Here is a 26402-nt window from a genome sequence, read left to right as displayed (position 1 = left end):
TGATCGCCGGGGTCAGCCGACCGCGAGCGGGACGAACCAGACCGCGGTGGTGCCGCCGTCGGCTCCCGGCTCGACCCGGAACGTGCCGCCGTGGCGGATGGCCCGCTCCTCGAGATTGAGCAGCCCGCTGCGGCGCTCCCCCGATCCGGGGCCGACCCCGTTGTCCGACACCCGGGCCTCAAGGGCGCCCTCGGGCGACAGCTCGACGGTGACGTCGACCTGCTTGGCCTGGGCGTGCCGGACCACGTTGGACAGGCATTCCTCCAGCACCGCCGCCAGGTCGGCGGCGACGGCATCGGCGACGTCGGTGTCCAGCAGCCCGGCCATCCGCACGCTGGGTGCGAAGCCGAGCAGTTCGCTCGACTGGTCGGCGATCTGCGTGATCTGCGCCCGCAGCCCCTGGCGACCGCGCGGGCTGCCGGGGAGTTGCAGGCCGAAGATCGTCGAGCGGATCTGCCGGATCGTGTCGTCGAGGCCATCCACCGCCGACTGGACCCGCTGCTCGACCAGCGGGTTGGTGATCAGGTTCGCCGCCCCCTGCAGGTGCATCCCGATCCCGTACAGGCGTTGCACCACCAGGTCGTGCAGGTCGCGGGCGATCCGTTCCCGATCCTCGACGAGCCCGTACCGCTCGGCTTCGTGGCGGGCGTCGGCGAGTTCCATCACCACCCCGACCTGCTGGCTGAAGGATTCCAGGATCCGCAGCGTGGCGTCCGCGAACGGGACGCCGGCTCGGCGTCGCGACACCACCAGCAGACCGGGACGGGCGCCGGCGATCGGCAGCAGGATGGCCGGGCCGGGCAGCCGGCTCACCAGCGGGGTCGGCAGCCCGGTGGAGCGGGGGTCGTTGATCAACACCGGTTCGGCGGAGGCGACCGCCCGGCCGGCCACCGACTCCGCGAGCGCCACCTCGAACCCGACCAGCTCGGGATCGCCGTCCGCGACCTCGACCCGTAGTCGATCACCGTCGACGAACGCGATCAGGCTGACCCCGCCGTCGGCCATCTCCCGGGCCCGGGCCGCGACGATGGTCAGCGCCTGCTGGCGGTCCGCGCCGGACAACAGGATCCGGGTCACCTCCGAGATCGCGTCGAGCCAGACCTCTCGGGCCTTGGTCACCTGGTAGAGCCGGGCGTTCTCGATCGCGATGCCGGCGGCGGTGGCGAGCGCCTTGACGATGATCTCGTCCTGCTCGTCGAACTCGCGCTGCTGCGACTTCTCGGTCAGGTAGAGGTTGCCGAACACCTCGTCCCGCACCCTCAGGGGTACGCCGAGGAAGCGGTGCATCGGCGGGTGGCCGGGCGGGAAGCCGTACGACTCGGGATGGGCGGAGATCTCCGGCAGCCGGAGCGTCTGCGGGTGCTTGATCAACAGGCCGAGCAGGCCGCGTCCGTGCGGCCACTCCGCGATCCCGGCCACCTCGTCCTCGGTCATCCCGACCGGGATGAACTCGGTCAGCTGGCCGTTTTCGCCGATCAGCCCCAGCGCCCCGTACCGGCAGTCGGCCACCGTCTTGGCGGCCTCGATGATCCGCAGCAGTACGGCCTCGAGTTCGAGATTGGACCCGATCGAGACCACCGCGTCGAGCAGGGCGTGCAGGCTCTCCCGCTCCGACATCGCCTCGCCGATCCGGCTCTGCAGCTCGGTCAGCAGCTCGTCGATCCGCAGCCCGGGCAGAAAGTGGCGGCGATCGGCCTCCGACACGATCTGCCTCCGCTCTGCCCTGACCCGTCCGGGACCCGTCACGGGCACGTGGGCGGGGACGACTCCATCGTCAGCCCTGGGAGAGCGGATCGCAACCGTGCGGACCGGTCGCTCCGGTCCGGACCGCCAGCTCGACGATCCTGAGCGGCCTCCGGTACGGCTAGGTCTGTTCCTCGGCCAGCAGTTCCCGGGCCTCCGTCGGGTCCACGACGACCCGACGGCCGGAGATCAGGGAGAGCTGGATCCGCAGGAACGCGGCCGGCTCCGGGTCCGCGACCCGGCTGCGCAGCGGCAGCGCGGCCAGCAGGTCGGCCTCGACGCGATCGCGGACCAGGCGCGCCTCGCCGATGACGACGACCGACCAGCCGCTACCGTCGCGCGGATCGATGGCGTCCACCTCGAACGCCACGACGTCCCGCCGGTGCGCCGCCGACAGCTTGGCACCGGGCAGGCTCCTGATCACGATCGTGTCGCCGTGGATGAGGTAGTTGACGACGGCGATCGCGGGCAGGGCCCCGTCCGTGTAGACGACCCGGCCGACGTCCGTGGCGGCGAGCAGCCATCGGCACTCCGCTTCGCTGAGTACCTCCAGCCGTCCCTGCCCCTGCTCCATGGGATCGAGGATGCTCCTGCCCCGGCGGTCGCCGCAGGGCCGAAAGGCCCGGTTCATCGGACGACCGACCTGTTCTCGGCGGGCCCCGGCCGGCTCGTCGTCGCGGTACTCGAGGCGGACGGCGTCCTCGACGATGTCGCCGAGGACGCCGACGTACGGCCGGAGCATGACTAGACCAGCCAGTGCTGCCGGTCGACCATCCGCTCCCACCGGCGGCCGACACCCCAGAAGCGGCCCGCGCCGGTGACGGCGAGGGTGATCAGGACGAGGGCGTAGATGAGGTGGTAGTCGACGATCGGGTTCGTGCTGCGGGTGGCTTCCCCGGCTGCGTTCAGCAGCGCCGGCGGCCATTCCGCGGCCCACATCAAGATCATCATGAGCGATCCGGCGACGGCTGCGATCCGGAGCCCGGCGCCCATGATCACGGCAACGCCGATGCCGAGCAGGGCGATCATGAAGAGCCAGTCGAGGAACGGATTGCCGGCCAGGGCGCGGAAGGCGGACTGGAACGGCCCGACGTCGACTCCGCCGAGGAATCCGGCGGTCGGCGATCCGCCGCGGATCCAGGCCCGCTCCCCCGGCGTCGCGTAGCCGAGGCCGAAGGTCTTGTCGACGAAGGCCCAGAGGAAGATCAGGCCGGTCGCGATCCTGGTGATCGCCAGCACGGGACCGCGGATCCGGTCGGTGAACGGCGTCTCCGGCTGCACGATCTGGCGATCGGGGGTGCGACGGTGAACGGTGGTGGTCATGAGGGTTCAACTCCTACGGTGTGGTGTTCTGAGGTTGTTCGATGAGCCGGTCGGCGATCGTGTCGCCCCACTGGGCGATCACGTCCCAATCCCGGTAGTCGCCGGCGAGCGGGCCGTCGGAAATCCAGCGCTGCAAGGGCGATCGCGCCAGCGCGCGATCCAGCCGGCCGCCGAAGGTGACCGGCGGTTCGGCACCGATCGCGAAGGCCAGGCGGTCGACCGCGCGCGGAACGCGGTCCGGATCCGGTGAGTCCGCGCCGCACGGCCCGCTCTGGAAGAGCCAGGTCGGTCGCTCCGCGAGTTCCGGAGCGTTGGCCTTGAGCCAGTGCAGGGCTTCCGGAAGCCAACGGCGCAAGTAGACCGCGCTGCCGACCACGACCGCGTCGAAGCCGGTCAGGCTCCGCACCCGGTCGGTCGGCAGCACGACCGCGTCCACACCGCGCCGGATCAGTTGATCACCCAGAGCGCGAGCGATCTCGGCGGTCGACCCCATCCGGCTCGCGTACGTGATCAGGACCCGGCTCATCGGGGGCCGCCGGCGGCGAGCCTCGGGCGGAGGCGTTGGGTGGGCAAGATCAACATCGTCGATCCCTTCCGTGATCATGTGGCGTGATGCGACGTCGTCAGTTCATCGCCCACGGAAGATCACCGGCAGGGCTGAATCGCCTGCGAGGCGAGGACGATGGTCCCGGGCTCGGCGGACCTAAGCCCGTCGCTGCGAGGCAGGTTCCGATTCGACACTGGAAGTCCGGAACACCCGTACCGAAGGGAACTGCCATGAAGGAACCGACTGTGGTCGTCGGCATCGATGACTCGGCGTCGGCTCGGACCGCACTGGGCTGGGCGGTCGACTGGGCCGCCCGGACCGGCGCCCGGCTGCGCGCCGTCCACGTCCTCACGTACGAGCTCGACCTCCCGTCCGGCTGGTATCCCGGTTCGATGGGCTGGGTGCCCATCGCCGATCTCGGCACCGATCCCGCGACGTACCGGGAGCGGGTCACGCAACTCTTCGACAGCGTCACCGAGGGCCGGCCGGACGCGTCGCTGGAGTTCGCCGAGGGATCGGTCGGACCGGAACTCGTCAAGGCGGCGCACGGCGCGGCCCTGCTCGTCATCGGCACCCGGCAACTGCACGGCATCGCCCGGGTGATCGACGGCTCGGTCAGCCACTACTGCCTCAGCCACGCGGCCTGCCCGGTGCTCGCCGTGCCGGCCCTGCCCCGGACCCCGGCCGCGGTCGCCCCCGCCGTCATGGCGTCCTGAAGATCAAACCCGAGGAGGACGCCATGCCGAGGTTCCTGGTCAACCGGCCGGTCGTCGTCGGAGTCGACGGTACGGACGGGTCGCTCGCCGCACTCGACTGGGCCGCCGCCCACGCCTCCGATCACCGGTGCCCGCTGCGGATCGTTCACGTGGCGAGCGGACGCGGCCTCGCACCCAGCGAGGTGCAGGCCGCCGTCTACCGGCGGTTGGCCGAGCATCACTTTCCGCAGCCACCGTCGACGACCTGGCACCTGCGGTACGGGCCACGGTCCGAGACGATGATCGACGAGGCGAAGCGGGCCCGGCTGCTGGTGCTGGGCCACCGCCGGCCGCAGCCGCTGCTCGGCTCGACCCTGCTCGGCGTCCTGTCGCGAGGGGTCGGCCAGGTGGTCGTCGTGCCCGCCAGTTGGCGGTTCGGCCGCCGCCGTACCGGTCACTTCGTCGTCGGGACCAAGGACGACACCGACGCCAGGCGGGTCCTGGACATCGCGCTCAAGCTCGCGGTACGGCAGCGCTGCACCGTCCGGGTGATCAGGGCGATCGAACAGCCGGCGCCCCGCAAGGGCCGGTCGCTCCTGGACGAGACCCATCGCCTGGAGACGGTCGCGCTGAACCGGCTTCGGGTCGCTCTCGCCGCCTCGCTGCGCCGGCATCCCGACGCCGTCGTGGAGTCCGAGTCCATCCAGGGCGACCCCGCCGTGATCCTGAGCCATGCCGCCCGCGACGCCGACCTGCTCGTGATCGGCGGTCGCCCCCGCTACGGTCTGCCGACCATGATCGGTTCGACGACCGAGTCGATCATGATGGAGGTCGACCGTCCCGTCCTGGTGGTCCGGCCCGGCTCACTCCGGCTCCGGCTCCGGCCTTTGTTCCAAGGGGTTCGCGGCAACCGTTCCCAGCGGGCCCGGCCCCTGGTGCGGAGCTGAGACAGGGACACCGGTTCCTGACCCGGGACACCTTTGCCACCCGGATTTGTCCTTGCCCAGCACGGAAGATCCCAATTCGGCACATTCGGCCCGTTCCCCCGATTCGCGTGCGACGATCTCGCCACGGGACTACAGCGGGGGCATGGATATGGGCGACGTCACCGACGACGATGACGATGGCATGATCATCGAGGACGACATCTGGAACGATGTCAACGACGACGACGAGGAGGACGAGGAGGACCTGGACGACTTCAGGGGATGGCTTCGGCCGCTCCGGGCGGGAGTCCAGTGGCCGGCACCGAACGCCGGTGACGGCAGCGGCCTCTCGTCCACCGACACCGGTCCGGCACCGGTCACCTGATCGTCGAGCATGATCGACGATCAGGACGGTTCATGATCATTCCGTCGGGATGGCCGTAGCTGCCGGTCCTCCTCGCGGGCTCAGCGGCTCCGTCTGCCATGGACCACGCCGCCACCCGCCGGGCCGGAGAAGATCAAGAAGACGCCGAGGATGAACCCGAAGTCGTACCAGTTGCCGTTGTTGACGACCTCGTAGACGTTCACATCCGTGCGGAACAACGAGATCAGGAACGTGATCGGGCTGATCAGCCCGTGCCACAGCCCGAGCCAGAAGCCGGCCGGGTCCGGCCCCTGGCCCACCAGCGCATTGGGCCCGGCCGCGCAACCTGCCAGCAGTACGAGAGCCACCGCCGATCCGGTCAGGGCCCACCGCCTCGCGCCGGCCCGCCGCCCCGTCGCTCCCCGGTCAGTCTCCATGTCCGTCTCCCGTCCAGTAGGTACCGCTATGGCGATCGACCGCGACCGCCAGTACACCGATCGTCGCGCCCCGGGTGATCCGGCCGTAGGCCGTCACCGACCATCCGACGGCCGTCTCCAGGTCGAGATCGTCGATCTGCAGCGCCACCAACTGGCCCGCCCGCAGCCGGGTGTTCAGGTTCCCGCCGCCGATCATGATCTCGGTCCCGTCGAGTCGCGACCGGTAGCCGACCGGGCGGACCTGCGGTCCAGCCGTCTCGGTCCACACCAGCCGGCCGAGACGATGCGTCCGGATCAGCGCGGAACATTCCGCGCCGCCCAACAGGAATCGCCCGTCCGCCTCTGCGGTGAGCGAATCGACGTCCGGGTCAGTGATCATGATCTCTCCTGGCGTTGCGGCTGCCGTTACCGAAAGTCCACTGCTCCGGTCGTGTCGACGGCAGGGCTGAAACTCACCCGGCCTCGGGACTTTCGCCCCTGCGCCGGAGCTTCCGGCCGGGCAACGCTGGAGACAACAGCGACGACGATCAAGGAGAAACCCGTGTCGGGCCGAACGTTCAGCGTGCTCCCACCGGATCGGTGCCTGGAACTCCTCACCCACCAGGTGATCGGTCGCGTCGCCTGGTCGGGCGATCAGGGTGTACAGGTCCTACCCGTCACGTACGCGGTCCATGATCAAGGCATCGTCTTCCGTACCGCTCCGTACGGGCTCCTCGCAACACTGCGCGATCCGTGCGCCGTGGCCTTCGAAGTCGACCGCTTCGACGTCGACAGCCGGTCCGGCTGGAGCGTCGTCGCCCAGGGCCGTACCCGCGCCGTTGCCGCCGCCGAAGATCTTGCCGAACTGTGGTCCGCCGAGGATCCCGTGCCGTGGGCGCCGGGCACCCGCAACCTGTTCATCACGATCGCGATCGACCGCCTCAGCGGCCGTATCGTCGGAGGAGTCTGATCTCCATGGCTGACACGCAGGGCAGCTTCCGCCCGATTCCGGCCGAGGAGTGCCTGGTCCTGCTCCGTTCCCAGGTGATCGGCCGGATCGGCTGGACCGACGACGACGGCCTCCAGCTGCTTCCGGTCACGTACGCCCTCCATGATCGGACCATCGTGTTCCGCACCTCTCCGTACGGGCCGCTGGCCGGTCTGCACCGGCAGCAACCGGCCGTGTTCGAGGTCGACGCGTTCGACGCGAGCACCCGGACCGGCTGGAGCGTCGTGGTCCACGGCCGGGCCCGAGGCATCACCGACCCCGGAGATCTGGTCGCGGTCTGGCGGGCCAAGGACCCGGTGCCCTGGGCCCCGGGAACCAGGAACCTCTTCATCGCCGTCACCCTCGACCAGATCACCGGACGCACGGTCGTCGCCGGGACGCCCCCGGAGTGGCTCGCGACCGACCAGGCCGACTAGCGCGGCACCGTGCTCAGCTGCGGCACCGTTGTCGATCTTGGTCCGTACGCAGCAGGACGTCGGAGGTAGCCATGCCAGCTCATTCGGGTCAGATCTCCGGGACCCGGGGCCACGCGGAGCCGGTGCTCGACCGCGCCAGTGCCACCGATCGCGCGTTCCTGGCCATCGACCGCGGGAGGACGCCGAAGAACTTCGGGGTGTTGTTGATCTTCGAGGCGGACGGCTTCGATCTCGGCTCGGCCCAGCAGCTGATGGCGGAACGGGTGGCGGGAATCCCGCGACTCCGGCAGCGCTTGATCAAGACGCCGGCCGGTTGCGGCGGACCGATCTGGGTCGACGACGATGCCTTCGAGCTCGGCCGACATCTGCGCCTGGTGCGGTGCCCCGAGCCCGCGGATGATCAAGCACTGCTGGATGCCGCTTATCAGGTCGTCAGGACGCCGATGCCCCGCGACCGCCCGTTGTGGTCGGGAGCGTTCATCACCGGCCTGGCCGGCGGCCGCACCGCGCTCGTAATCGCGCTGCACCATGCGCTCACCGATGGTGTCGGCGGCCTCGGCATCCTCACCGAGCTTGCCGATCCGGGCGCCGCAGGTCCTGACCGGGGCTTCCCGCGGCCTCGTCCGTCCCGGGCCCGCCTGGCGCGTGCCGCCTGGTCGGAGCTGATCAAGAAAGTGGGTGAGAGCGGCCACCGGCTACGCCTGCTCCGAGCCTCCGTCGCATCCAGCGGCGGCGCCGTTCCACCACCTGCGGCCGCCTGCTCCCTGGTCGGCCCCACCGGCGGCCGAGGTCGGCTCGCGGTGGTACGGATACCCCGGGCACCGCTCCGCGCCGCCGCGCACCGGCAGGGCGCGACCACCAACGACGCGATCCTGGTCGCCGTCGCCGCGCTGTTCGAGCGGTTGCTGCGGTCGAGTGGCGAAAAGCTCGACACCCTCCGGATCGGCGTCCCGGTCTCCGGCCGTCCCGTCGGTGAGTCCTCGGCCGGCAACCAGGTCAGCCCGATGCTGGTCGGAGTGCCGACCCACGGCGACCTCGCCGCCCGCCTGCGCCAGGTGGCGGCGATCACCCGCGCGCGAAAGCCCGGCGCACAGGGACCGCCACCGATGGCGCTCCTCGGCTGGGTGTTCCGGCTGCTCGCGGCCGCCGGCTGGTTCCGCTGGTACCTGAACCATCAGCGGCGCATGCACACGCTGGTCAGCAGCATTCGTGGCCCGGCCGAGCCGATCACCTTCGGCGGCGTTCCGATCCAGGTCGCGATCCCGGTCGGTGTCGCCGACGACGGCAACCAGTCGCTCGGTTTCATCGTGCTGTCCTACGCCGGCACCCTGACCATCTCGGTGATCATGGATCCCCGCCGCTTCCCCGACCCGGCCGTGGTCGTCGATGCGCTCACCACCGAGCTGGCCATGATCATGGTCCCGGAGTCCGTACCGGATTCGGCTGCGTACTGACCGCCCATCGCAACCACGAAGGGACACGAGTCCATCAGCAGACCTGTGACGCCCGCACTCCTCGATCGCCCGCGCAACCCAGTAGGTTGCCGCCGTGGATCTCTTCTCACACTCGTGGACGGCTTTGCGCCGAGCCGTCGCCGACCTCTCCGCCGAGGACTTCACCCGGCCGTCCGGCTGCACCGGCTGGCTGGTCCGGGACCTGGTCTGCCACTTGATCATCGACGCCCAGGACGTGCTGATCACCCTCGTCACGCCCGCCGAGGAGGAGCCGACCCGGGACGCAGTGACGTATTGGGAGGTGGGTACGACGCCGCCGACCGGCGACGACCCGCTGGACGCGCTGATCGTGCGCCTCGCCGCGGCCTATCAGGACCCGCGTTGCTGCTGCACCACTTCGACGACGTCGGCACCGCGGCGGGACGCGCAGCCGAACTGGCCGACCCGGATCGCCGGATCCGTACCCAGGACCAGGTGCTGACGACCGGCGACTACCTGTCCGCGTACGTGCTGGAGTGGACCCTGCACCACCTCGACCTGATCGCCCACCTGACCGGCACCACCGAACCACCTGCCGAGTCACTCGCGCGCACCCGCGCGATGTTGGAGCAGATCGCCGGCGCACCCTTTCCCGGGACCTGGTCCGACGCGGACGCACTGCTGATCGGCACCGGCCGGCGCGCCCCGTCCGCCGCCGAGCGGACCGCCCTGGGCCGGCTGGCCCCGAGGCTCCCGTTGATCCTCGGATAGCGCGAACCAACCACTCGAGACACGGCAGACGCCCCTCACCAGTCGGCCCGAACGTCTCGGTGAGGACGGCTCCTGATGATCACGCACGAGCCGGCCGTGGTGCAACGCCCGGCCGGCCATGATCACGAGATGTCCAGCTGATCAAGCGGGGCCCGGTTCAGCCGCGGGCCGCCTGCTTGAGCCTGGTGCCCGGGCGGAGCCGCACCTGGCGGGCGGCCGGGATCGTCATCGGCTCGCCGGTCTGCGGGTTCCTCCCCTGCCGTTCCGCGCGATCGACGACGTCCAGGACGAGCAGGCCGGCGAGCCGCAGCTCGTCGCCGGCCCGCACGATGTCGATCAGAGCGCGATCGAGCCCGCTCAGCACCCGATCGACGACGCCCTGCTCCAGACCGGTCTCGGCGGCGATCTTCCCGACCAGTTCAGCCTTCGCCATGGCACCTTCTCGTTCGTTCTTGATCATGGAATTCCTCTCTCGGATGGCCGGCACCACCTCACCAGCTCGACTTGGTGATGCCCGGCAACTCACCGCGGTGCGCCATACCCCGGAACCGGACCCGGCTCACGCCGGCCACCCGGAGGAACCCGCGCGGCCGGCCGTCGACGGCATCGCGATTGCGCAGCCGGGTCGGGCTGCTGTCGCGCGGCAGTCGGGCCAGGGCCAGCCGGGCCAGGTCCCGCTCGGCTTCCGTACTCGTCCGGCTGCTGATCTGCCGCTTCAGCTCGGCCCGGCGTTCCCGGTAGCGCTCAACGATCTCGGCGCGCCGCCGGTTCTTGACGATCAGACTCTGCTTGGCCATCCCGGGATCACCGATCCTCGCGGAAATCGACGTGCCGCCGGATCCGCGGGTCGAACTTCCGCAGCACCAGCCGGTCCGGGTCGTTCCGCTTGTTCTTCTTGGTGACATAGGTGTAGCCGGTACCGGCCGTCGACCTCAGCTTGATCAACGGGCGCACCTCGTTTCGTCGTGCCATCCGTACTCCTGACCATGGTTGTGTTCATGGATATGATAGTCATGTTCATTACGGAATGACAGACGACCCAGCTAGGAGTCGGCGTGAAGCCAGGAATCCATCCCGAGTATCGACCGGTCGTGTTCCGGGACAAGTCGGCCGGTCTCACCTTCCTGACCCGATCGACCCGTTCCTCGGATCAGACGATCAGCTGGACCGACGGGCAGACCTACCCCGTCGTCGATGTCGAGATCTCGTCCGCCAGCCACCCCTTCTACACCGGAACCGCGCGGGTGGTCGACACCGCCGGTCGGGTCGAGAAGTTCCGGCGTCGCTACGGCAGCCGGTCCGCCCGGCCAGAGCAGACCGACCGGTGACCGGCCGGTCACCGGCGATCCAGGTCAGCGCCGTCTCCGGACTCCGGGCCGAATCGATCATCGCGGTCCGCGACCGCCTCAGCGGATCGCATCGGCACCTGCCGGTGATCGAATACTCCACCGACGATCACGGCGACCTGATCAGGTCGGTCCGGCGGGGACGGATCGAGCTGGACCGCGAGCCGGTCGAGTTGATCATGGACTGTCAGGCCTGCTCGATTCAGCTCGACCTCACCCGGCGGCTCGGCGACTACGCGTTCGCGGGCTGGGGTTCCGTGCTGCTGGTGTGTCTGCCGCCGGGGGTGTCGGCGTCCGCGGTGATCGACGCGGTCGACGCCCTCGACCTGGACGGCGACCCGGTCGGTCCGGGATCGATCACGACCGCCGTCGACCCCGCGTCGCTCTCCGAAACCCTCTGGTCGGCGGCCACTCTCGCCGACCTCGGAGTCGCGGTGGGCCACAATGATCAGCCGTGCGGCGAGTTCGTCGTCGAGGAGCTGCTCCTCTGCGACAGCTACGTTCACGTGGTCGACCGGCTCGACCCCGACGACCGGGACCAGACCCTCGGCATCGAGCTGACCACGCACATCGCACCGCAGAGCCGTGCCACCATGATCAGCACCGACCGGCGGCCGGTGCCGCTCCCGGCACCGGTGCTGGGTGCTTCGCGCTTCGATCCCGTCGAGGTCGCCTGGCGGACGTCGCCGGCGACGATCATGATCCCGCTCGATCACCGCGGGGACCAGGTCAGGACCTTCCTGGCCCAGACCCGGCGGCCCCTGCATCCCGCCCGGCTGGAGGAATCGTTCACCGACCTGGCCGCGGGCTGCGTCTGGACCCGAGGCCGCCTCTGGATCGCCTCGATCCCCGAGCGCAAACTCGGCTGGACCGGCATCGGACCCAAGATCGGCTTCTCGGACTGCGGCCCGTGGCTCGCCGACCGGGCCGATCGGCCCGGACAGTCACTGGACACCGAGGGCATGCTCAACTGGCATTCCCGGTACGGAGACCGAGGCACCTGGTTGGCGTTCACCGGCGAGGAGGTGGACCCCGCCGACCTCGAGGCCGGCCTGGCCCGGTGCGCGCTCACCGACCAGGAGTACGCCCTCGGCCCACGGGGCTGGAGCCGCTATCCCGACCCGCTCCGGCTCCGAGAGTCCTTCGGTCATGATCATGCCGCTTCGACCGACCTGCGGATCTGAACCCACCGAACACCACGAGAGGAAGAGAATTCGATGAAGGTACGCAACTCGCTGCGAGCCCTGAAGAAGAAGCCCGGCGCGCAGATCGTACGACGCCGGGGCCGGGTCTTCGTGATCAACAAGCTGGATCCCCGACTCAAGGCACGTCAGGGCTGATCATGATCGACTAGGACGACCTTGACGGGCGCCGGCCTTGCACCGGTCGACGGCTGGCCGCACCTCCGCTACGGAGTCCCCAGGGCTCTATTGGTCGCCGGCCAGGGCCTCCTGATACTCCTCACGGAGCTTGTCGCCGCCGCCGTTGCGCCACTTGGTCACGGCCTCATCCAGCGCGCCGATGGGTTTGCGGCCGAGCACGACGTCGTTGATCGTGTCGGTGATCAACTGGTTGATCTGGGTGGTGCCGGACAACGACTCGGCGAAAAGACCGTCGGTCGGGCTGAGCTGCCGGTGATCGGCGACGGCCGTCTGGTAGTCGTGGATCTTGGTCACCATGTCCGCGTCGCCATTGGACGCGAACAGCACATCCGGGCCACCCGCGACGAAGCGCAGGGAGAGTGCCGTCGTCTCCGCCTCGCCGCGGTCGGTGAGGGTCGGCCGGCCATCCTCGATGGTGTGGTTGGTCCCCTCAGGGCCGAAGGTGCGGAGGAAGTTCTCCTTGCTGCCCAACGGGGCTGACAGATAGTTCAATACCCGGAGGCATTCCCGCACCCGGTCCTCCTCGCCCTTCTTCACGAAGGTGAGGAAGTCGGTCTCGATCCGGGAGATGTGCTGCGCGGGGCCGCCGTCGACCAGGAACGGCCGGACAAGATCAACAGCGAAGTTGAGCTTGCCGCGCACGGTGTACCGGACGATGTTGTCGCCGCGCAGCGCGACGGTGCCGTTGGCGAACAGCGGATCGGACTCCACCGACTGCGCGCCGGCGCTGTCCGGGTGCCACCAGCCCTTGCGCCAGGTCTCGGCGATATAGCCGACCGCCTGCTTCCACTCCTCGGTCTCGATCTGGTTGGTCAGCCCGCCGCCATCGTCGGTACGCCAGCCGTTGGGCACGCCGAACATCGGGAAGAACAGCCGGGTCATCCAGCTGCCGTCGTTGGCAAGCGCCCATCGCTTGGCGTCCGGGTCGGAGAAGGTCTGGCACAGCTGCTCGAAGTCGCTCGCGTTACCGGGCTGGGGATCGGCCCCGTACTTGCTGATCAGATCCGACCGGCAGAAGACGGCCCCACCGGTGCCGATCCGGAGCGTCGGCGTGGCGAAGATCCGGCCGTTGACCAGGCCTGGCCGCCAGCTGTCCTGCGGCAGCCGGGCGAGGTTGGGGTACTCCTGGACGGCATCGCCGGAGAGGTGGTCGCTCAGGTCGGCGAACTTGGCCTGCACCACCGACTCGTACCGCCGCAGACCCCAGCCGTCGGCGGGATAGAGCGTGATCAGATCGGGCAAGTCGTTGCCGGCGAGAACGGCGGCGAGTTTGGTGGCGAAGTCGTCCGGGACCAAGATCGACTTCAGGTTGACGTTCAGCGCGGCGTTGACAGCCTGCCAGTACGCGTTCTTCGCCATGGTCGACGGCGGCGGCGAGAACGTGACCACAAGGTTCGTCAGATCACCGCCGGATCCCACCTGGCCGGTGACGGTCTGCACCTGCTCGGCCGGCAGTGGGTAGCTGAAGAAGCCGGGGCTGATCCCCTTGTTCTGATCTCCCGGCAGGTCGGGCGTGATCTTGGTGAACGGCGTCTGGTTCGGCAGCGGGACGTGGCCGGCGTTCCGCTCGGCGGGAGTGGAACCGCCCCCGGTGCACCCGGACAGCAGGCCGGACGCCCCGGCGGACGCCGCGATCCCGCAGGCCGAGGCAAGAAGGCCGCGCCGGGTGATGGGCCCCGATGCAGGACCGGGAACTGTGCTGATCATGATGATGGGAGTCCTCTCGGATCGAACGTCGGCGGTCGAGGTGGGTTCAGCCCTTGACGGCGCCGGTCAGGACGCCGCGGCGGAAGTGGCGCTGCAGAAAGGGATAGATGCAGGCGATCGGAATGATGGCCAGCACCACCACAGCCATCTGGAGCGCCTGGGTCGGCGGCAGGACGCCGACCTCTGCGGCCTCCTTACCGATCGGGGTGCCCTGCAGGACGTAGGTGCGCAGCACCAACTGCAGCGGCCACTTGGTGGAGTCGTTCAGGTAGAGCAGGGCGCTGAAGAAGGCGTTCCAGTAGCCGACGGCGTAGAACATGCCGATCACCGCGATCACCGCCCGGGACAGCGGCACCACGATCTGCGCCAGGATCCGGAACTCCGAGGCGCCGTCGATCCGGGCACTGTCCAGCAGTTCGCCGGGGATGCCCATGAAGAAGCCGCGGACGATGACCAGGTTGAAGGCGCTCACGGCTCCCGGGAGGATCAGCGCCCAGTACGAATCCAGCAGACCGAGCTGCTTGATCATCAAATAGATAGGGATGAGCCCGGGGGTGAACAGGAACGTGAGCAGCACAAGGGTCAGCAGCGGGCGGTGCAGCAGGGTGCCGCGACGGCTCAGAGCGTAGGCTGCGAGCACGGTCGACACCAGCGAGACAGCGGTTCCGACGACGGTGACGCCGAGGCTGACCACGATGGCGCGGGTCACCACATCACCGGCGAGCACCTGCAGATAGGCATCGAGGGTCGGCGTGGTCGGCAGCAGCACGTAACCGCCGCCGGCGTTGATCTCGGCCTCGGTCGCCAGGCTGGTCGAGACCACGATCAGGAACGGAAACGCGATCAGGGCGACGATCACGATCAACGCGAGGGCCTTGAGCGCCAGCACAACGGCCGGCGGCCGCCCCATCCAGATCGGCCGGCCGACCCCCGGTCCGCGCCGTCGCCGTCGGCTCGGCTCGGTGATCAGTTCAGTCACGCGAATACACCCCCTGTTCGCCCAGCAGGTGGGCGAGCTTGTTGGCCGCCAAGATCAAGATCAGACCGACCACGCCTTTGAGCAGGCCCGCGGCGACGCCGATGCTCCAGTCGCCGTCGACGACGCCGCGGAAGTAGACGTAGGTGTCGAGCACCTCGGCCGCGTCGGCGCCGACCGCGTCGCGCTGCAGCAGGATCTGCTCGAACCCGACGGACAGCGAGGTGCCGAGCTGCAAGATCATCAGCAGCACGATGATCGGCCGGATCCCCGGCAACGTGATGTGCCAGAACCGGCGGGCGCTGCCGGCCCCGTCGACCGCCGCGGACTCGTACAGACTCAAGTCGATGTTGGTCAGGGCTGCGAGGAAGATGATCGTGCCCCAGCCGGCGTCCTTCCAGACCCCCTGCGACACCAGCAGCAGCTTGAACGTGTCCGGGTTGGTCATGAGGTTTACCTGCTCACCACCCAGGGATCGCACCGCGTCGGCCACCGCCCCGTCCCCGCCCAGCACCTGCTCGAACATCGCGACGACGATCACCCAGGACAGGAAGTGCGGCAGATAGATCACCGACTGCACGAACCCACGGATGAACGGGGAGATCAGGCTGTGCAGCAAGATCGCCAAGAGGATCGGGACCGGGAAGCTGAAAATCATCTGCAGCGCGGTGATCTGCACCGTATTGACGAAGGCCGACCAGAAGCCCGGATCAGACAGCAGAGCGGCGAAGTTGTCCAGCCCGACCCACGGCGACTCCTCCAGCGGGAGGTACGGGATGTAGTCCAGGAAGGCCACCAGGTTCCCGATCAACGGAATGTAGGTGAAGACGAGCAGCAGGATCACCACCGGCAGCGCCATCACCAGCAGCGGACTGTCCCGCTGCAGTCGGGCCTGGACGGAGATCCGCCGCTGGGGCCGGGGGCGGCGATCGGTCGAGAGCGGCCGCCTTGCCGTGAGTATCGCCATCGATCTACCCTCCGATGAGTGATGCTTTGTTAGCACCATCGAGGTGTTGCTAAGATAGCACTATGCGTCCGGCTCAGCCAAACCAATCTCTGATCGACGGACTCGCCGCCCTGCAGGCCCTGGCCGCCAGGAACGGCCCGATCGGCTCCCGGGAGCTGGCCCGGTCCCTCGGCATCGAGCCGACACGGGCCAACCGACTTCTCAAGACGCTCGCCTACGTCGGCCTGGCCGAGCAGGACGAGTCGCGCAAGTACCGGCCCGGCCCGGGTATCCACGTGCTCGCCGCCCAGGCCCTGCACGGCTCGGACCTGCTGCGTCGTTCCGTCGAACCGCTGGAGCGACTGCTGCCACTTGGGCACATGGTCGCGCTCGGCGTCCTGTGGCGAACTGAGGTCTGCTACCTGTATTTCGCGCGCACCGGGGACACACCCGGACAGATGCTCGGCCGGGAGGCCGCCTACCCAGCCGCAGGCTCAGGGCTCGGGCTCGCCCTGCTCGCCGACCTGGACGAAGCCGAGGTCAAGGAGCGCTACGCCGCTGCGCCGGACGGTCCGACCGAACTCGACGGACCGGAGGGACTGCTCACCCGCCTGCGGGTCACCCGGAACAACGGCTTCGCCCTGACCCAGGGCCGCGGCGCACAACACGTCCGCACCGTCGGCGTCACAGTCGGCGACCCCGTGGTCGCCGCCGTCGGCCTAGCGGGCTCCTTCCAGGACGGCGAGGTGCCGGACCTGGTCGACCGGCTCCGGAAGACGGCCAGGGCGATCGGACCCTGACATGTTCCCGATCCCGCTCAGGTGTAGACGAACTGCGCGGTCGCGACGCAGTCGGCCGACGGAACCAGGCGGACCCAGTGCGCACTGAAGCCGGGCGGGAAGGTGAAGCACTCGTACCCGCCTGCCGGGACAGTGATCGTGTGATAGCGGTGGAACCTCCCGGTGCCCATGAAGTCGATCTCGACCGCGACGTCGAGCGGTTGATCGGCGTCCTGGCTGAGATGCAGACACTTGGCGTCGAAGCCGGTCATCAGGTACGGATCGGACGGCAGCCCGGCCGTGACCGGCGTGTCCCACCATGGCCCGCCCCAGCCCGACGGTTTGCCGAACTTCCACAGGTCGTCGGTCGTGCCGAACCAGAGGTTGGCCTGCGGCTGACCGGCCACCGGGTTGGTATCCCCGATCGGTGTCGTCTGATCACCCGCGAGGACCAGCAGCCCGTTCCAGGAACAGAAATCGCCGACCACGCGGAGATGCGTGGAGATCGGCCGCAATCCCCAGACGGCGTTGTCGTACGTCATCGCCGGCAACTCGTAGTAGAGGCCGCTGGCGTCCATCAGCAGCCGTTCCGACTCGACCTCGCGGATCCGCGGCCACTCGGTGGTGAAGGCGTGATCCTGGGTATGGGTCGCCTTCGGAAGCCGATACGTCGTCCAGCCCGTGTCAGGCAGGAAGACCTGGAACAACGCGGACGCCCGGTCCTGGCCGACCGCGTAGATGGCTTCGCCGATCCCGTTCGCACTCGCCAGGGTGTTGAACTGGGTCCGTGCCAGGATCCGCCATTCGGTCCCGTCCCACTCGGCCAGCCGACCGTCGCTCTGCCCCGCCCGGAAGTCCTCGTCGAAGTAGGAGTTGTTCACCACCACGACCCGGCCGTGCCGGGTATAGGCGTCCTTGAAGTGCGGCCGGCCCGCGACGTCGAGCTCGAGGAGCAGGTCGAACAATTGCTTGACCTCGAGGGTGTGCACGTCGACCTCGAAGAACTCGCCCTCCATCCCGAGCACGAACACCTTGTTCGCGGGGTCTGTCAGGTGCCGGCAGGTCGCGGTCAGCCGGGTGTTCACCAGCCCGTCGATGGTACGGACAGCACCGGCGGTGTCGATCACGTGCGGACCGATGAAGAGCTGGCTGCTTTCCTTGTGCACCAGCCGATTCGCGTAGGTGCCGACGACGCTCTCCGGATGTTTGATCATCTGGAAGTCGTCGTCCAGGCTGAACAGCCCGGTGCCGCCGCCGCGCTTGTGTGCCACGTACGTGACGAACCACAGACGGCCGGCCCACGGCATCAGGGCACCGATCCCGGTCTCCGACCGATGTCCATGATCAGCTTTCACCGCGATTGCCGGGACGACGCCGCTGATGGCGAAGGGCGAGTCGGTCATGATCATCCTCTCTGCAGGCCGCGGACGCTCGGCCGCGGGTTCCGTATCGGAGTCTGCTTCCCGGCCCGTACCCCCTGCCACCCGAGCTGTGCAGGCCGCAGCACACGACCGACAACCATGCGGCCGGCGCATAGTCCGGCTGCCCGGAACGTGACGGAGCCGCCATGTCCGTAATCGAGCGGGTCGACCGTATGCAGTCGCTGGGCCGGGGGCTGGCCGTGCTCGACCAGTTGGTCCGGGCCTCGGGGCCGCTGACCGCGACCGAAGTGGGGCACCGGTGCGGGGTGCACCAGACGACCGCGTCGCGGATCCTTCGTGATCTTGTCGCCGCCGGCTATGCCCGCAAGCTCGGCTATCGCGAGTTTGCGCCGGACTACGGCCTGTTGGCTCTCGGCCTGCGCGCGGGCGAGCACCTTCCGATCACTCTGCGACCGAAGCTGGCGATGGAACGCGCGGCCGCCATGTGTTCTGGCCTCAGCGTCTCGCTGTGCATGCTCTGGCGGCGCCAGCTGCTCTATTTCGACCAGGCCACGCACGGCCAGGACACCCGACTGTTCTCCGGCCGTGACTTCCCACTGCATCTGTCCTCGCCCGGACTGCTGTTCCTGCTGGAACTGCCACAGCGGTCTGCTCTCGAGCTGCTGGCCGGCTCGCGTGCGAAGTTCGGTTGGGACCAGCCGACGGCTGCCGTTCCGTCCACACCGTCGGAGCTGCTTCGTGTCGCCCGCCGATCACTGCGGCAGCAGACCCTGGTGCTCCCGCAGTGGGCTGCGATCGGCCACGTCACTGCCGCGACCCGACTCCGTGATCATGAAGGACATCCCCTCGCCCTGGCGATCTCCGGCCCGTCGGACGTCCTCACCAGCGAGGGCGTACGCCTCAAGCTGCATCAGGCCCGCCGGCTGGTCGAGGCGGCAATCAGCTGATCCCGCGCTGATCGCTTCGTGACCCCTCACCCTGGACGGTCCTGGTCGTAGACGTCGTTCGGGCCTGAAGGTCGGCCGAGCAGCTGAGAGGTCACGATGGCCCCATCCTCAGTCGGCGTCGTTGTTCAGTTGGTTCACCCGACCACCGATCAGCCACTCGGCGACGACGATCTTGCCATCGGGCGTCACCGCAACACCGTGGGGCGAGTTGAAGCGGCCCGGCTGCAGTTCGGGACGCACGGTCAGCTCGTCGGAGGAGATCGCGTTGGGCCAGCCGGGACGTGAGACCGCCTCGTCGTCGGCGCCGATGTAGCCGACAAGTTGATCATCGAGATCCAGCACGGCCACCCGCGCCTCCAGCTCCGCGATGATCAACTTCTCACCGGAGATGGCGAACGCCGAGGGCCGCCGGAGCAGCCCTTCGCCGGACATCCGACGGAACTGACCGTCCAGCCCGAAGACCTGCAAGCGCTGGTTCTCCCGGTCGGCGACGTAGAGCTCCGGCTCGTCGCGGCGGCGGTCGATGATCAAGCCGTGCGGACACTTGAACTCGTTCGGCAAGGTTTGCCGATACGCGCCATCCGGACCATAGACATGGACCAGGCTGGCGCCGTACCCATCGCCGACCCAGACGTCGCCGGAACCGCCGTCGCCGGTGGAGTCCGCCACGACCGAGGTCGGAGCAAATCGTCCCTCGCGGTAGGCCGGGTGATCCGGGAGCGGGAGCTCGAGCACCAACCGCCCGGCCAGGTCGAACTTCGCCACCCGACCATGATCACCGGGAGTGAATCCGCGATAGCTTCCCGGCGAGTCGGCCACCATTTTGCTGCCCGGGTCGGCGATCCAGATGTGGTCTCCGTCGTCATCGCGCGACAGCGAGATGCAGTGCCCCTCGGTCAGTCCGGTGGGCCAGCGGTCCAGTTGTTGTCCCTCGGCGTTGGAGATCACCACCTCGTCACCCGACGGTGCGAAGGTCACCACCCGGCCGTCCGTCGTCACGGCCACGCCGTGGTGGGCCCAGCCGTCCGCCCGCTCCGGATCCTCCGGGAAGGCCGACCATCGATAGTCGAGAGCCGGCTCGCTGATCGAGTCCGTCACGCGCTCACCGCCTGCTCGGAGTGGGCCGCCCGGATCAGTCCGTGCGGATCGAGGACGAACTTCTTGGCCGCCCCTTGATCAAAATCGGCGTAGCCCTGGGGCGCGTCCTCGATCGGGATCGGGGTGGCGTCGACGTTCTTCGCGATCTGCACCCGATCATGCAGGATGGCCATCATCAACTGATGGTTGTACCGCATCACCGGACACTGTCCGGTGTAGAACGCGTGCGACTTGGCCCAGCCGAGGCCGAGCCTCAGGGACAGCGAACCGACCTTGGCCGCCTCCTCCTTGGCACCAGGGTCGCCGGTGACGTAGAGCCCGGGAATGCCGAGCGAGCCGCCGGCCCTGGTGAGATCCATCAGGGAGTTCAGAACACTGGCCGGCTTCTCGATGGCCGCACCGTCCGGCCCGTGCCCGCGTGCCTCGAACCCGACGGCATCGACCGCGCTGTCCACCTCCGGGACGCCGAGGATCTGCTCAATTTGATCTTGCGGTTCGCCCTGGGAGACGTCGATGGTCTCGCAGCCGAAGCTCTTGGCCTTGGCGAGCCGATCCGCATTGAGGTCACCGACGATCACCACAGCCGCTCCAAGCAGGAACGCCGATGTCGCCGCCGCCAATCCGACCGGGCCCGCACCCGCGATGTAGACCGTGGAACCGGTGGTCACCCCGGCCGAGACACAGCCGTGATAGCCGGTCGGGAAGATGTCGGAGAGCATCGTCAGGTCGAGGATCTTCTCCATGGCCTGGTCCCGGTCCGGGAATTTCAGCAGGTTCCAGTCGGCGTACGGCACCATGACGTACTCCGCCTGGCCACCGACCCAGCCACCCATGTCGACGTACCCGTACGCCGAGCCCGGCCGGTCGGGATTGACGTTGAGACAGATGCCGGTCTTGCCCGTCTTGCAGTTGCGGCATCGCCCACAGGAGATGTTGAACGGCACGGAGCACAGGTCGCCGACCTCGATGAACTCGACGTCGGGGCCCTTCTCGACCACTTCTCCGGTGATCTCGTGACCCAGCACCAGACCTTCCGGCGCAGTCGTACGGCCGCGCACCATGTGCTGATCACTGCCACAGATGTTGGTGGCGACGTTCTTCAAGATCACGCCGTGCGGCACTTTCCGTCCGACGTTGGCCGGGTTGACGCCCGGACCGTCGCGAAGCTCCAGCCCCGGATACTCGATGTCTCGGACTTCGACCTTGCCTGAACCGACATAGGTCACAGCTTTGTTGCCTACCACCAGTCCTCCTCCGCCCATGTCGGCAGCCGCCGACCCTTCGGACCCTATCGGTGCTGATGCGCTAGTTGAATGGACCGGGACCGGATTCGGACTGGTCGGTCAGGTGGGGCCACGCAGCAGCGGAAGCCCGTCCGGCTGCGACCCATCTCATGATCATTTGGGTGCGGATCAGCCGGAATCAGCCGGATCCGCGGAAACGCCCCTCACCAGGCGTACTGCCTGGTGAGGGGCGTCTTGCCGTTCGTAGCCACGATCCGGTGATCAGCGGCGGTCAGGTCACCAGTTCGGGTTCGCCGGGCCTTCGCCGAAGTCGGGGACCTCGATCCGGGCACCGGACTGCTTCGCCGACTCGTAGGCGACCACCCCGGGCAGGGTGAACCGGGCCGCCCGCCAGGCGCTGACCGGCGGCTGGGTCTTGGTCGTCACCGCGCGGACGAAGTCGTCGGCCAGGAAGTGGTGCGAGCCCTCGTGTCCGTTGTGGGCCCCCTCGAACTCCTTCGGCAACCGGCTCCGGTCCTGCACCTTGGCGTTGCCGGAGGCGAAGCTCTGCATCAGCGCCGGGTCGACGTCGCCGAAGCCCTCGGGGATCTGCCCGCCCTTGGTGTAGAACTCGTCGCTGATGTCGAGCGTCTTGCCCTTGCGGTAGTTCTCGCCCTCCGTCTTGATGCTGTACGTCGCACCGTGGCCGGACTGCTCCATCACCGCCTCGGTCCCGTAGAAGCGGAACCGCGACTCGTGACCGTGCCAGTAGCCGACCCGACGGAACTCGTTGGTCCGCATCGTGCCGCCGTCGGCGAGCTCGAACAGCGCGGTCATGTTGGAGAATTCGTTACCCCACAGCGAAACCTCCTTGTCGAACACGCCGTCGCCACGATCGTCGCGGATGCCGATGCAGCTGACGCTGGTGGCATACGACGGCACCGCGCCGAGCACGCCGCCCACCGCATGGGTCGGATACAGCATCGGCGGGTAGCTCGCGGTCCGCTTCCAGTCGTCACCGCCGCTGTACTGATAGGCGGCGTAGAAGCCGTTGTCCATGTCGTGCACGTAGTCGCCCTCGGAGTAGAAGACCCGGCCCAGCTCGCCCTGGGCGATCTTGCTCCGCGCCCAGACCACAGCCGGGTTGTAGTAGCTGGTCTCCCCCATCATGTAGATCAGGCCGGTCTCCTCGACCTTCTTCACGATGGCGCCGATCTCCTCGACGCTGATCGCCATCGGCACCGCCGAATAGACGTTCTTGCCGGCCTCGAGGGCCTGCAACACCAACGGCCCGTGGGTCCACCGCTGGGTCAGAATCGCCACCGAGTCGATATCGGAGGCCAGCGCGTCCTCGAACGTGTCGAACGTCCCGGCCAGACCGTGCTTCTCCGCGTGGTCCTTGGCCCGCTCCGGTACGACGTCACAGGCATACACCTCCTCGACGTCGGGATGGAGTTGCCAGAGCCCGATGAAGCTGCGGGCGAATTGTCCAGTTCCGATCACACCGATTTTCACGGGGACCAGCCTTCCATCACTGCCCCAGGACGGAACAGGTGGTCGCACCAGGTGGACGAGGCCGCCGGGTGGCCGCATCCTTGGGGAAGGCCGACTTCGAGGGGGAATCGCCATGGACCTGGGCTTCGAGCGGATCTTGCAGGTGAAGATCCCGGTGACGGATCTCCAGCGCAGTGTCAACTGGTACCGGCGGGTGTTCGGGCTGCGACTGGCCTGGGAGTTCGGCCCGCCCGGCGTCGTCACCGGCGCGGTCCTGACCGATGACGACGAGCGGTTCCTGATCGGCCTGCGACGGCTCGACACCGTGCCCGGCAATCCCTCATTGGCCGGCTTCGACGTCGTCAGCCTCGGCGTACCGTCCGTCGACGTACTGAAAGCACTGGCCGAGCGATTCGACGAACTCGGTGTGGAGCACGGCCCACTGTTCGACCGCGGGCCGGGAGGCGGAGTGCAACTCGACGTACCGGACCCCGACGGCACGGTGATCCGGATCCTGTCGCCGTTCGGAGACCACGCGCCGTTCACCGGCGTCGAGTTCGGACCCGACCGGGCACCCACCTTCTACCCGACGCCCCGCCTGCAGCTGGACTGAAGCTGAAGGCACTCACTCTCACGTTCCTTGTCTGCTGGGCCGCGCCGGTGTGCTGGAACAAGGCCACCGACGCCGATCAGGAGAACCCATGGACCCGGGCCCCTAACGGACCGACGCCCGGAAGCCGCCCGGCTTGATCGAACCAGTAACCGACGACGAGTGACCGAGGGCCGACCCGGTCTCGCGGCATGTCGACAACGCAGTCGGCATCGCCCTACTGGGGCATGGCGGCCCCCACTTGCCCCCTTCGACAGGCTCAGTGCGTGTTCGCCACCAGCTTGTTCCTGATCGTCTCCCGGCTGGTCTCCGGATCGTCGGTGTGATCAACTTCGAGGTCGTCGAGCAGAGCGAGTGCGGCCCGCCAATGGTGCTCGGCGCGGGCCGGATCGCCGAGCACGGCGTGGGCATCGCCGAGGCAGTCCTCGGTCCGGGCGAGATCGGTTCGCACCTGCGCCCGCTCGGCCAGCAGGCGAGCCTGCCGATGATGTTCGAGCGCCGAGCGGCCGTCGCCTTCGGCGGCGTGGGCACGGCCCGTCCCGAGCTGTGCCTCGTACTGCCAGTTCCGGTCTCCGGTACGACGAGCGATGACGAACGCCTCGCGGTAGCAGTCGCGCGCCGCCGACGGGTCGCCGCTGCGGCGGGTGACATGGCCCAGGTTGACCAGGCCTGCAAGTTCTCCGACCGGCAGGCCGTACCGACGCGACAACTCCACGGCGCTGCGGAAGCGGTCCACTGCGGCGGCCGGCTGCCCCAGTTCGGCGTCGGTCCGGCCCCGGCCGATCAGGGCGGTGACCTCCCGCGCGCGGTAACCGACCCGCTGCGCCAGGCCCAAGGTCTGATCGAAATGGCGGGCTGCCGACCGATAGTCGCCCTCGTTCAGTCGAGTGTGGGCGATCTCCACCTGGACCTCGAGCTGGCCCAGCTCGTCCCCCACCTGCCGGGCGATCCGTTCCGCCCGGCGGAGGTGCTCGTCATGGTCGACCGAGCTGCCGCCGTAGCGCACCGTCGAGGCGAGCTCGATATGGGCGTCCACCTCCACCAGCGGCTGCCGCTCCTGCGCGACCAGCGACAGCGCCCGGTCGAACTGCTCGGCCGCGCCCCGGTAGTCGTTCAACCGTCGCCGTACCCGACCCAGGTCTCGATGTGCCCGGGCCTCGGCCGCCCGGTCGCCTGCCTGTTCCGCCGCCCGCAAGGCCATTCCGTGCAGCGCATCGGCCTCGGCGATCTGATTTCGCATGATCAACAACCGGTGCACCACTCCGGCCAGATCGATGACGTGCCGGTGCAGGTGGTGCTCGTCGGCGGCCCGGGCGCCGGCCAGCAGGTTCGGCAGTTCGGTGTCCAGCCAGCCGTTCGCCTCCCCTGCGGTCCAGGTCGGCTGCACCCGGTACGGCGGCTCGGGTCGACGGCTCTTGGTGTACGGGTGCGCCGTGTCCATCGCTGCGCTCGCCCAGGCACAGTGGTGTTCCAGCAGCCGGATCAGCGCGTCGGTCCGGTCCCGCTCGCTCTCGGTGGCCAGCGCGTGCCGGGCGGCGTGGGCCCGGGTCAGATCATGCATGCCGTACCGCCCGGCCGGTTCCTCGTCGATCAGGTGCAGATCCTGCAGGCTGTCCAGCGCAACTTCGGCGGCCGGCTCGCCGGTCGCCAGCAGGGCCGCAGCCGCGCGCGCGTCGAGATCGCGGCCGGGCATCAATCCAATCAGCCGATAGGCGCGGCGGACCGGCTCGTCCAGCGCGGCGTAGGACAGGTCGAGCGCCGCGGACACGCCGAGGGACTGATCATCGCTCCGGTCGAGCACGGCGGCACGCTGCGCCCGCAGCCGCGGCACCAGGTCGGCCAGCCGCCAGGACGGCCGGGAACGGAGCCGGGCCGCGGCGATCCGGAGCGCCAACGGGAGCCGCCCGCACAGGTCCACCGCCTCATACAGCTCCTCGGAATCGGGCGCCTCGGCAGACTCCGCGGCCTGTACGAACAGATCGGCCGCTTCCGGCCGCGACAGCGCGCCGAGCCGGATCGTCGCGCCGCGGTCGAGGCCGGTGAGCGTGTGCCGGCTGGTGGTGATCACCTGGCAAGTCGGGGTAGCCGGCAGCAAGGGCGTGATCTGGCCTGCTGCGGCCGCGTTGTCGAACACGAACAGCAACCGACGCTCGGCAACCAGGCTGCGGAACTGGCTCGCGCACTCCTCGACTTCGGCGGGCAGGTCCGTGGCCGGCACGTTCAGGCCCCGCATCAGCCGGGCCAGCGCCTCGGCCGGCTGGAGTGGCCGGGTGCGCTCGCTGAAGCCGTGCAGGTCGAGGAACAGCTCGCCGTCGGGGAAATGCGGGGCCAGCAACCGAGCCGCCTGGATGGCGAGGGCCGTCTTGCCTACCCCCGCCATGCCCTCGATGGCGATGACCGACCGGCCCGCCGCGACCTGCGCCCGGACGGACTCCAGCTCGTCGCCGCGACCCACGAAGTGCGACGGTGCCGGTGGTAGTTGGTGCGGACGATCGGGCCTCGCGGTGGCCTGGTCCGTCGACGGCACACCACGGGCGGCCGCGGCCAGTGCAGCAGCCTCGTCGTCGTTGAGCCCGAGGGCATCGGCGACCGATCGCAACGACCGGCCGTGCGGCCGGGACGCACCGGACTCCCAACGCCGCAAGGTCCGCGGATCGAGGCCGGCCCGCTCCCCGAGCTCCTCCTGGGTGAGCAGTGCCCGTTCCCGCCAGGCACGCAGCAGCGCGCCGAACGTCGATGGTCCAGGTTGGGTCACGGTCACGCTGCCTCCCCCGAGGCAGTTTAGGACGATCACGAGCGAACCGGCATCGGAGATGTCCGCCAGATGTCCGGTCCGCGACCTGTCTCGGCGGGCCGGTTCGGCGAACAG

Annotated in this window: 31 protein-coding genes; 14 read left to right on the top strand and 17 right to left on the bottom strand. The window is 68.9% G+C overall.

Features of this window, described 5'->3' with window-relative positions:
• Nucleotides 1-12: 12 nt before the first annotated feature.
• From ACFQU4_RS03710 to ACFQU4_RS03695, 4 genes are all read right to left on the bottom strand, one after another.
• The gene (locus ACFQU4_RS03710) at nucleotides 13-1704 is read right to left on the bottom strand and encodes a GAF domain-containing sensor histidine kinase (protein WP_377487105.1); all 1692 of its coding nucleotides are present in this window, start codon (nucleotides 1702-1704) and stop codon (nucleotides 13-15) included.
• A gap of 160 nt (nucleotides 1705-1864) precedes the next feature.
• Nucleotides 1865-2485 (bottom strand): pyridoxamine 5'-phosphate oxidase family protein, encoded by a 621-nt coding sequence (locus ACFQU4_RS03705; RefSeq protein WP_377487102.1) that lies wholly within the window; start codon nucleotides 2483-2485, stop codon nucleotides 1865-1867.
• Nucleotides 2486-2487: 2 nt separating this feature from the next.
• Complete coding sequence (locus ACFQU4_RS03700; RefSeq protein ID WP_377487099.1) at nucleotides 2488-3066, bottom strand: DoxX family protein; 579 nt, start codon at nucleotides 3064-3066, stop codon at nucleotides 2488-2490.
• Between the two features lie 13 nt (nucleotides 3067-3079).
• Complete coding sequence (locus ACFQU4_RS03695; RefSeq protein ID WP_377487096.1) at nucleotides 3080-3670, bottom strand: flavodoxin domain-containing protein; 591 nt, start codon at nucleotides 3668-3670, stop codon at nucleotides 3080-3082.
• A 173-nt stretch (nucleotides 3671-3843) separates the two neighbouring features.
• Between ACFQU4_RS03695 and ACFQU4_RS03690 the strand changes: the two genes are divergently transcribed.
• The 3 genes from ACFQU4_RS03690 (at nucleotide 3844) to ACFQU4_RS03680 (ending at nucleotide 5619) form a co-directional block, all read left to right on the top strand.
• Entirely contained in the window at nucleotides 3844-4329 is a 486-nt protein-coding gene (locus tag ACFQU4_RS03690; protein WP_377487093.1) for a universal stress protein, read from the top strand.
• Between the two features lie 23 nt (nucleotides 4330-4352).
• Nucleotides 4353-5255: a universal stress protein gene (locus ACFQU4_RS03685; protein WP_377487090.1), complete on the top strand. Its 903-nt coding sequence runs from the start codon at nucleotides 4353-4355 to the stop codon at nucleotides 5253-5255.
• Nucleotides 5256-5397: 142 nt separating this feature from the next.
• A complete protein-coding gene (locus ACFQU4_RS03680) occupies nucleotides 5398-5619 on the top strand; it encodes a hypothetical protein (RefSeq protein ID WP_377487087.1) in 222 nt (73 codons plus the stop codon).
• An 80-nt stretch (nucleotides 5620-5699) separates the two neighbouring features.
• On the opposite strand, the gene ACFQU4_RS03675 is transcribed toward ACFQU4_RS03680, so the two are convergent.
• Both ACFQU4_RS03675 and ACFQU4_RS03670 read right to left on the bottom strand, forming a co-directional pair.
• Nucleotides 5700-6035 carry a hypothetical protein gene (locus ACFQU4_RS03675; RefSeq protein ID WP_377487084.1) on the bottom strand — a complete coding sequence of 112 codons (336 nt, stop codon included), beginning with the start codon at nucleotides 6033-6035 and terminating at the stop codon, nucleotides 5700-5702.
• Nucleotides 6025-6414, bottom strand: a complete 390-nt coding sequence (locus ACFQU4_RS03670; protein WP_377487081.1) for a pyridoxamine 5'-phosphate oxidase family protein — start codon at nucleotides 6412-6414, stop codon at nucleotides 6025-6027. The genes ACFQU4_RS03675 and ACFQU4_RS03670 overlap by 11 nt, the downstream gene beginning before the upstream one ends.
• Nucleotides 6415-6576: 162 nt before the next feature.
• Here ACFQU4_RS03670 and ACFQU4_RS03665 point away from each other — a divergent pair, with 162 nt between their 5' ends.
• From ACFQU4_RS03665 to ACFQU4_RS03645, 5 genes are all read left to right on the top strand, one after another.
• Nucleotides 6577-6984 (top strand): pyridoxamine 5'-phosphate oxidase family protein, encoded by a 408-nt coding sequence (locus ACFQU4_RS03665; RefSeq protein WP_377487078.1) that lies wholly within the window; start codon nucleotides 6577-6579, stop codon nucleotides 6982-6984.
• A 5-nt stretch (nucleotides 6985-6989) separates the two neighbouring features.
• Nucleotides 6990-7439, top strand: coding sequence for a pyridoxamine 5'-phosphate oxidase family protein (locus tag ACFQU4_RS03660; protein ID WP_377487075.1), 450 nt, complete (start codon nucleotides 6990-6992; stop codon nucleotides 7437-7439).
• A 71-nt stretch (nucleotides 7440-7510) separates the two neighbouring features.
• Complete coding sequence (locus ACFQU4_RS03655; protein WP_377487072.1) at nucleotides 7511-8893, top strand: wax ester/triacylglycerol synthase domain-containing protein; 1383 nt, start codon at nucleotides 7511-7513, stop codon at nucleotides 8891-8893.
• Nucleotides 8894-8987: 94 nt separating this feature from the next.
• On the top strand, nucleotides 8988-9374 hold the full coding sequence (locus ACFQU4_RS03650) for a maleylpyruvate isomerase N-terminal domain-containing protein (protein ID WP_377487069.1): 387 nt from the start codon (nucleotides 8988-8990) through the stop codon (nucleotides 9372-9374).
• A complete protein-coding gene (locus tag ACFQU4_RS03645; protein ID WP_377487066.1) occupies nucleotides 9368-9643 on the top strand; it encodes a hypothetical protein in 276 nt (91 codons plus the stop codon). Before ACFQU4_RS03650 ends, ACFQU4_RS03645 begins: the two co-directional genes overlap by 7 nt.
• Before the next feature lie 157 nt (nucleotides 9644-9800).
• On the opposite strand, the gene ACFQU4_RS03640 is transcribed toward ACFQU4_RS03645, so the two are convergent.
• Genes ACFQU4_RS03640 through rpmG form a run of 3 tightly spaced genes read right to left on the bottom strand, consistent with a single transcriptional unit; the run spans nucleotide 9801 to nucleotide 10615 of the window.
• Complete coding sequence (locus ACFQU4_RS03640) at nucleotides 9801-10076, bottom strand: HU family DNA-binding protein (RefSeq protein ID WP_377487064.1); 276 nt, start codon at nucleotides 10074-10076, stop codon at nucleotides 9801-9803.
• Nucleotides 10077-10134: 58 nt separating this feature from the next.
• Complete coding sequence (gene rpsN / locus ACFQU4_RS03635) at nucleotides 10135-10440, bottom strand: 30S ribosomal protein S14 (protein ID WP_377487061.1); 306 nt, start codon at nucleotides 10438-10440, stop codon at nucleotides 10135-10137.
• Nucleotides 10441-10447: 7 nt separating this feature from the next.
• Nucleotides 10448-10615 carry a 50S ribosomal protein L33 gene (gene rpmG, locus ACFQU4_RS03630; protein ID WP_377487058.1) on the bottom strand — a complete coding sequence of 56 codons (168 nt, stop codon included), beginning with the start codon at nucleotides 10613-10615 and terminating at the stop codon, nucleotides 10448-10450.
• Between the two features lie 83 nt (nucleotides 10616-10698).
• Between rpmG and ACFQU4_RS03625 the strand changes: the two genes are divergently transcribed.
• From ACFQU4_RS03625 to ykgO, 3 genes are read left to right on the top strand one after another with little or no spacing between them, the layout of a single operon-like run.
• Nucleotides 10699-10971 (top strand): type B 50S ribosomal protein L31, encoded by a 273-nt coding sequence (locus ACFQU4_RS03625; RefSeq protein WP_377487056.1) that lies wholly within the window; start codon nucleotides 10699-10701, stop codon nucleotides 10969-10971.
• The gene (locus ACFQU4_RS03620; RefSeq protein WP_377487054.1) at nucleotides 10968-12173 is read left to right on the top strand and encodes a GTP-binding protein; all 1206 of its coding nucleotides are present in this window, start codon (nucleotides 10968-10970) and stop codon (nucleotides 12171-12173) included. Before ACFQU4_RS03625 ends, ACFQU4_RS03620 begins: the two co-directional genes overlap by 4 nt.
• Nucleotides 12174-12206: 33 nt before the next feature.
• Complete coding sequence (ykgO, locus tag ACFQU4_RS03615) at nucleotides 12207-12329, top strand: type B 50S ribosomal protein L36 (RefSeq protein ID WP_377487052.1); 123 nt, start codon at nucleotides 12207-12209, stop codon at nucleotides 12327-12329.
• Nucleotides 12330-12416: 87 nt separating this feature from the next.
• Here the strand turns inward: ykgO and ACFQU4_RS03610 are convergent, their stop codons facing one another.
• The 3 genes from ACFQU4_RS03610 to ACFQU4_RS03600 are packed head-to-tail and all read right to left on the bottom strand — an operon-like array spanning nucleotide 12417 to nucleotide 16021.
• Complete coding sequence (locus ACFQU4_RS03610; protein ID WP_377487050.1) at nucleotides 12417-14078, bottom strand: hypothetical protein; 1662 nt, start codon at nucleotides 14076-14078, stop codon at nucleotides 12417-12419.
• A gap of 46 nt (nucleotides 14079-14124) precedes the next feature.
• Nucleotides 14125-15057 carry a carbohydrate ABC transporter permease gene (locus ACFQU4_RS03605; protein ID WP_377487048.1) on the bottom strand — a complete coding sequence of 311 codons (933 nt, stop codon included), beginning with the start codon at nucleotides 15055-15057 and terminating at the stop codon, nucleotides 14125-14127.
• Entirely contained in the window at nucleotides 15050-16021 is a 972-nt protein-coding gene (locus ACFQU4_RS03600) for an ABC transporter permease (RefSeq protein WP_377487045.1), read from the bottom strand. Before ACFQU4_RS03600 ends, ACFQU4_RS03605 begins: the two co-directional genes overlap by 8 nt.
• 62 nt (nucleotides 16022-16083) lie before the next feature.
• Between ACFQU4_RS03600 and ACFQU4_RS03595 the strand changes: the two genes are divergently transcribed.
• Entirely contained in the window at nucleotides 16084-16800 is a 717-nt protein-coding gene (locus tag ACFQU4_RS03595; RefSeq protein ID WP_377487042.1) for a helix-turn-helix domain-containing protein, read from the top strand.
• A 17-nt stretch (nucleotides 16801-16817) separates the two neighbouring features.
• Here the strand turns inward: ACFQU4_RS03595 and ACFQU4_RS03590 are convergent, their stop codons facing one another.
• Entirely contained in the window at nucleotides 16818-18182 is a 1365-nt protein-coding gene (locus ACFQU4_RS03590; RefSeq protein ID WP_377487040.1) for a hypothetical protein, read from the bottom strand.
• A gap of 164 nt (nucleotides 18183-18346) precedes the next feature.
• On the opposite strand from ACFQU4_RS03590, the gene ACFQU4_RS03585 reads away from it, so the two are divergent.
• Nucleotides 18347-19108 (top strand): IclR family transcriptional regulator, encoded by a 762-nt coding sequence (locus tag ACFQU4_RS03585; RefSeq protein WP_377487037.1) that lies wholly within the window; start codon nucleotides 18347-18349, stop codon nucleotides 19106-19108.
• A gap of 108 nt (nucleotides 19109-19216) precedes the next feature.
• Here ACFQU4_RS03585 and ACFQU4_RS03580 read toward each other — a convergent pair whose 3' ends face one another.
• The 3 genes from ACFQU4_RS03580 to ACFQU4_RS03570 form a co-directional block, all read right to left on the bottom strand.
• Nucleotides 19217-20206: a hypothetical protein gene (locus tag ACFQU4_RS03580; protein WP_377487035.1), complete on the bottom strand. Its 990-nt coding sequence runs from the start codon at nucleotides 20204-20206 to the stop codon at nucleotides 19217-19219.
• On the bottom strand, nucleotides 20203-21450 hold the full coding sequence (gene fdhA / locus ACFQU4_RS03575; RefSeq protein WP_377487033.1) for a formaldehyde dehydrogenase, glutathione-independent: 1248 nt from the start codon (nucleotides 21448-21450) through the stop codon (nucleotides 20203-20205). The genes ACFQU4_RS03580 and fdhA overlap by 4 nt, the downstream gene beginning before the upstream one ends.
• Nucleotides 21451-21726: 276 nt before the next feature.
• Entirely contained in the window at nucleotides 21727-22944 is a 1218-nt protein-coding gene (locus ACFQU4_RS03570) for a Gfo/Idh/MocA family protein (RefSeq protein ID WP_377487031.1), read from the bottom strand.
• 112 nt (nucleotides 22945-23056) lie between these two features.
• Between ACFQU4_RS03570 and ACFQU4_RS03565 the strand changes: the two genes are divergently transcribed.
• Nucleotides 23057-23536, top strand: a complete 480-nt coding sequence (locus tag ACFQU4_RS03565) for a VOC family protein (RefSeq protein ID WP_377487028.1) — start codon at nucleotides 23057-23059, stop codon at nucleotides 23534-23536.
• 256 nt (nucleotides 23537-23792) lie between these two features.
• Here ACFQU4_RS03565 and ACFQU4_RS03560 read toward each other — a convergent pair whose 3' ends face one another.
• Complete coding sequence (locus ACFQU4_RS03560; protein WP_377487026.1) at nucleotides 23793-26294, bottom strand: ATP-binding protein; 2502 nt, start codon at nucleotides 26292-26294, stop codon at nucleotides 23793-23795.
• Nucleotides 26295-26402: the final 108 nt, after the last annotated feature.

Origin of the sequence: Microlunatus sp. GCM10028923 (assembly GCF_042666975.1) — a bacterium.
Lineage (GTDB): Bacteria > Actinomycetota > Actinomycetes > Propionibacteriales > Propionibacteriaceae > Microlunatus.
This window is presented reverse-complemented; position numbering and strand designations above follow the sequence as displayed.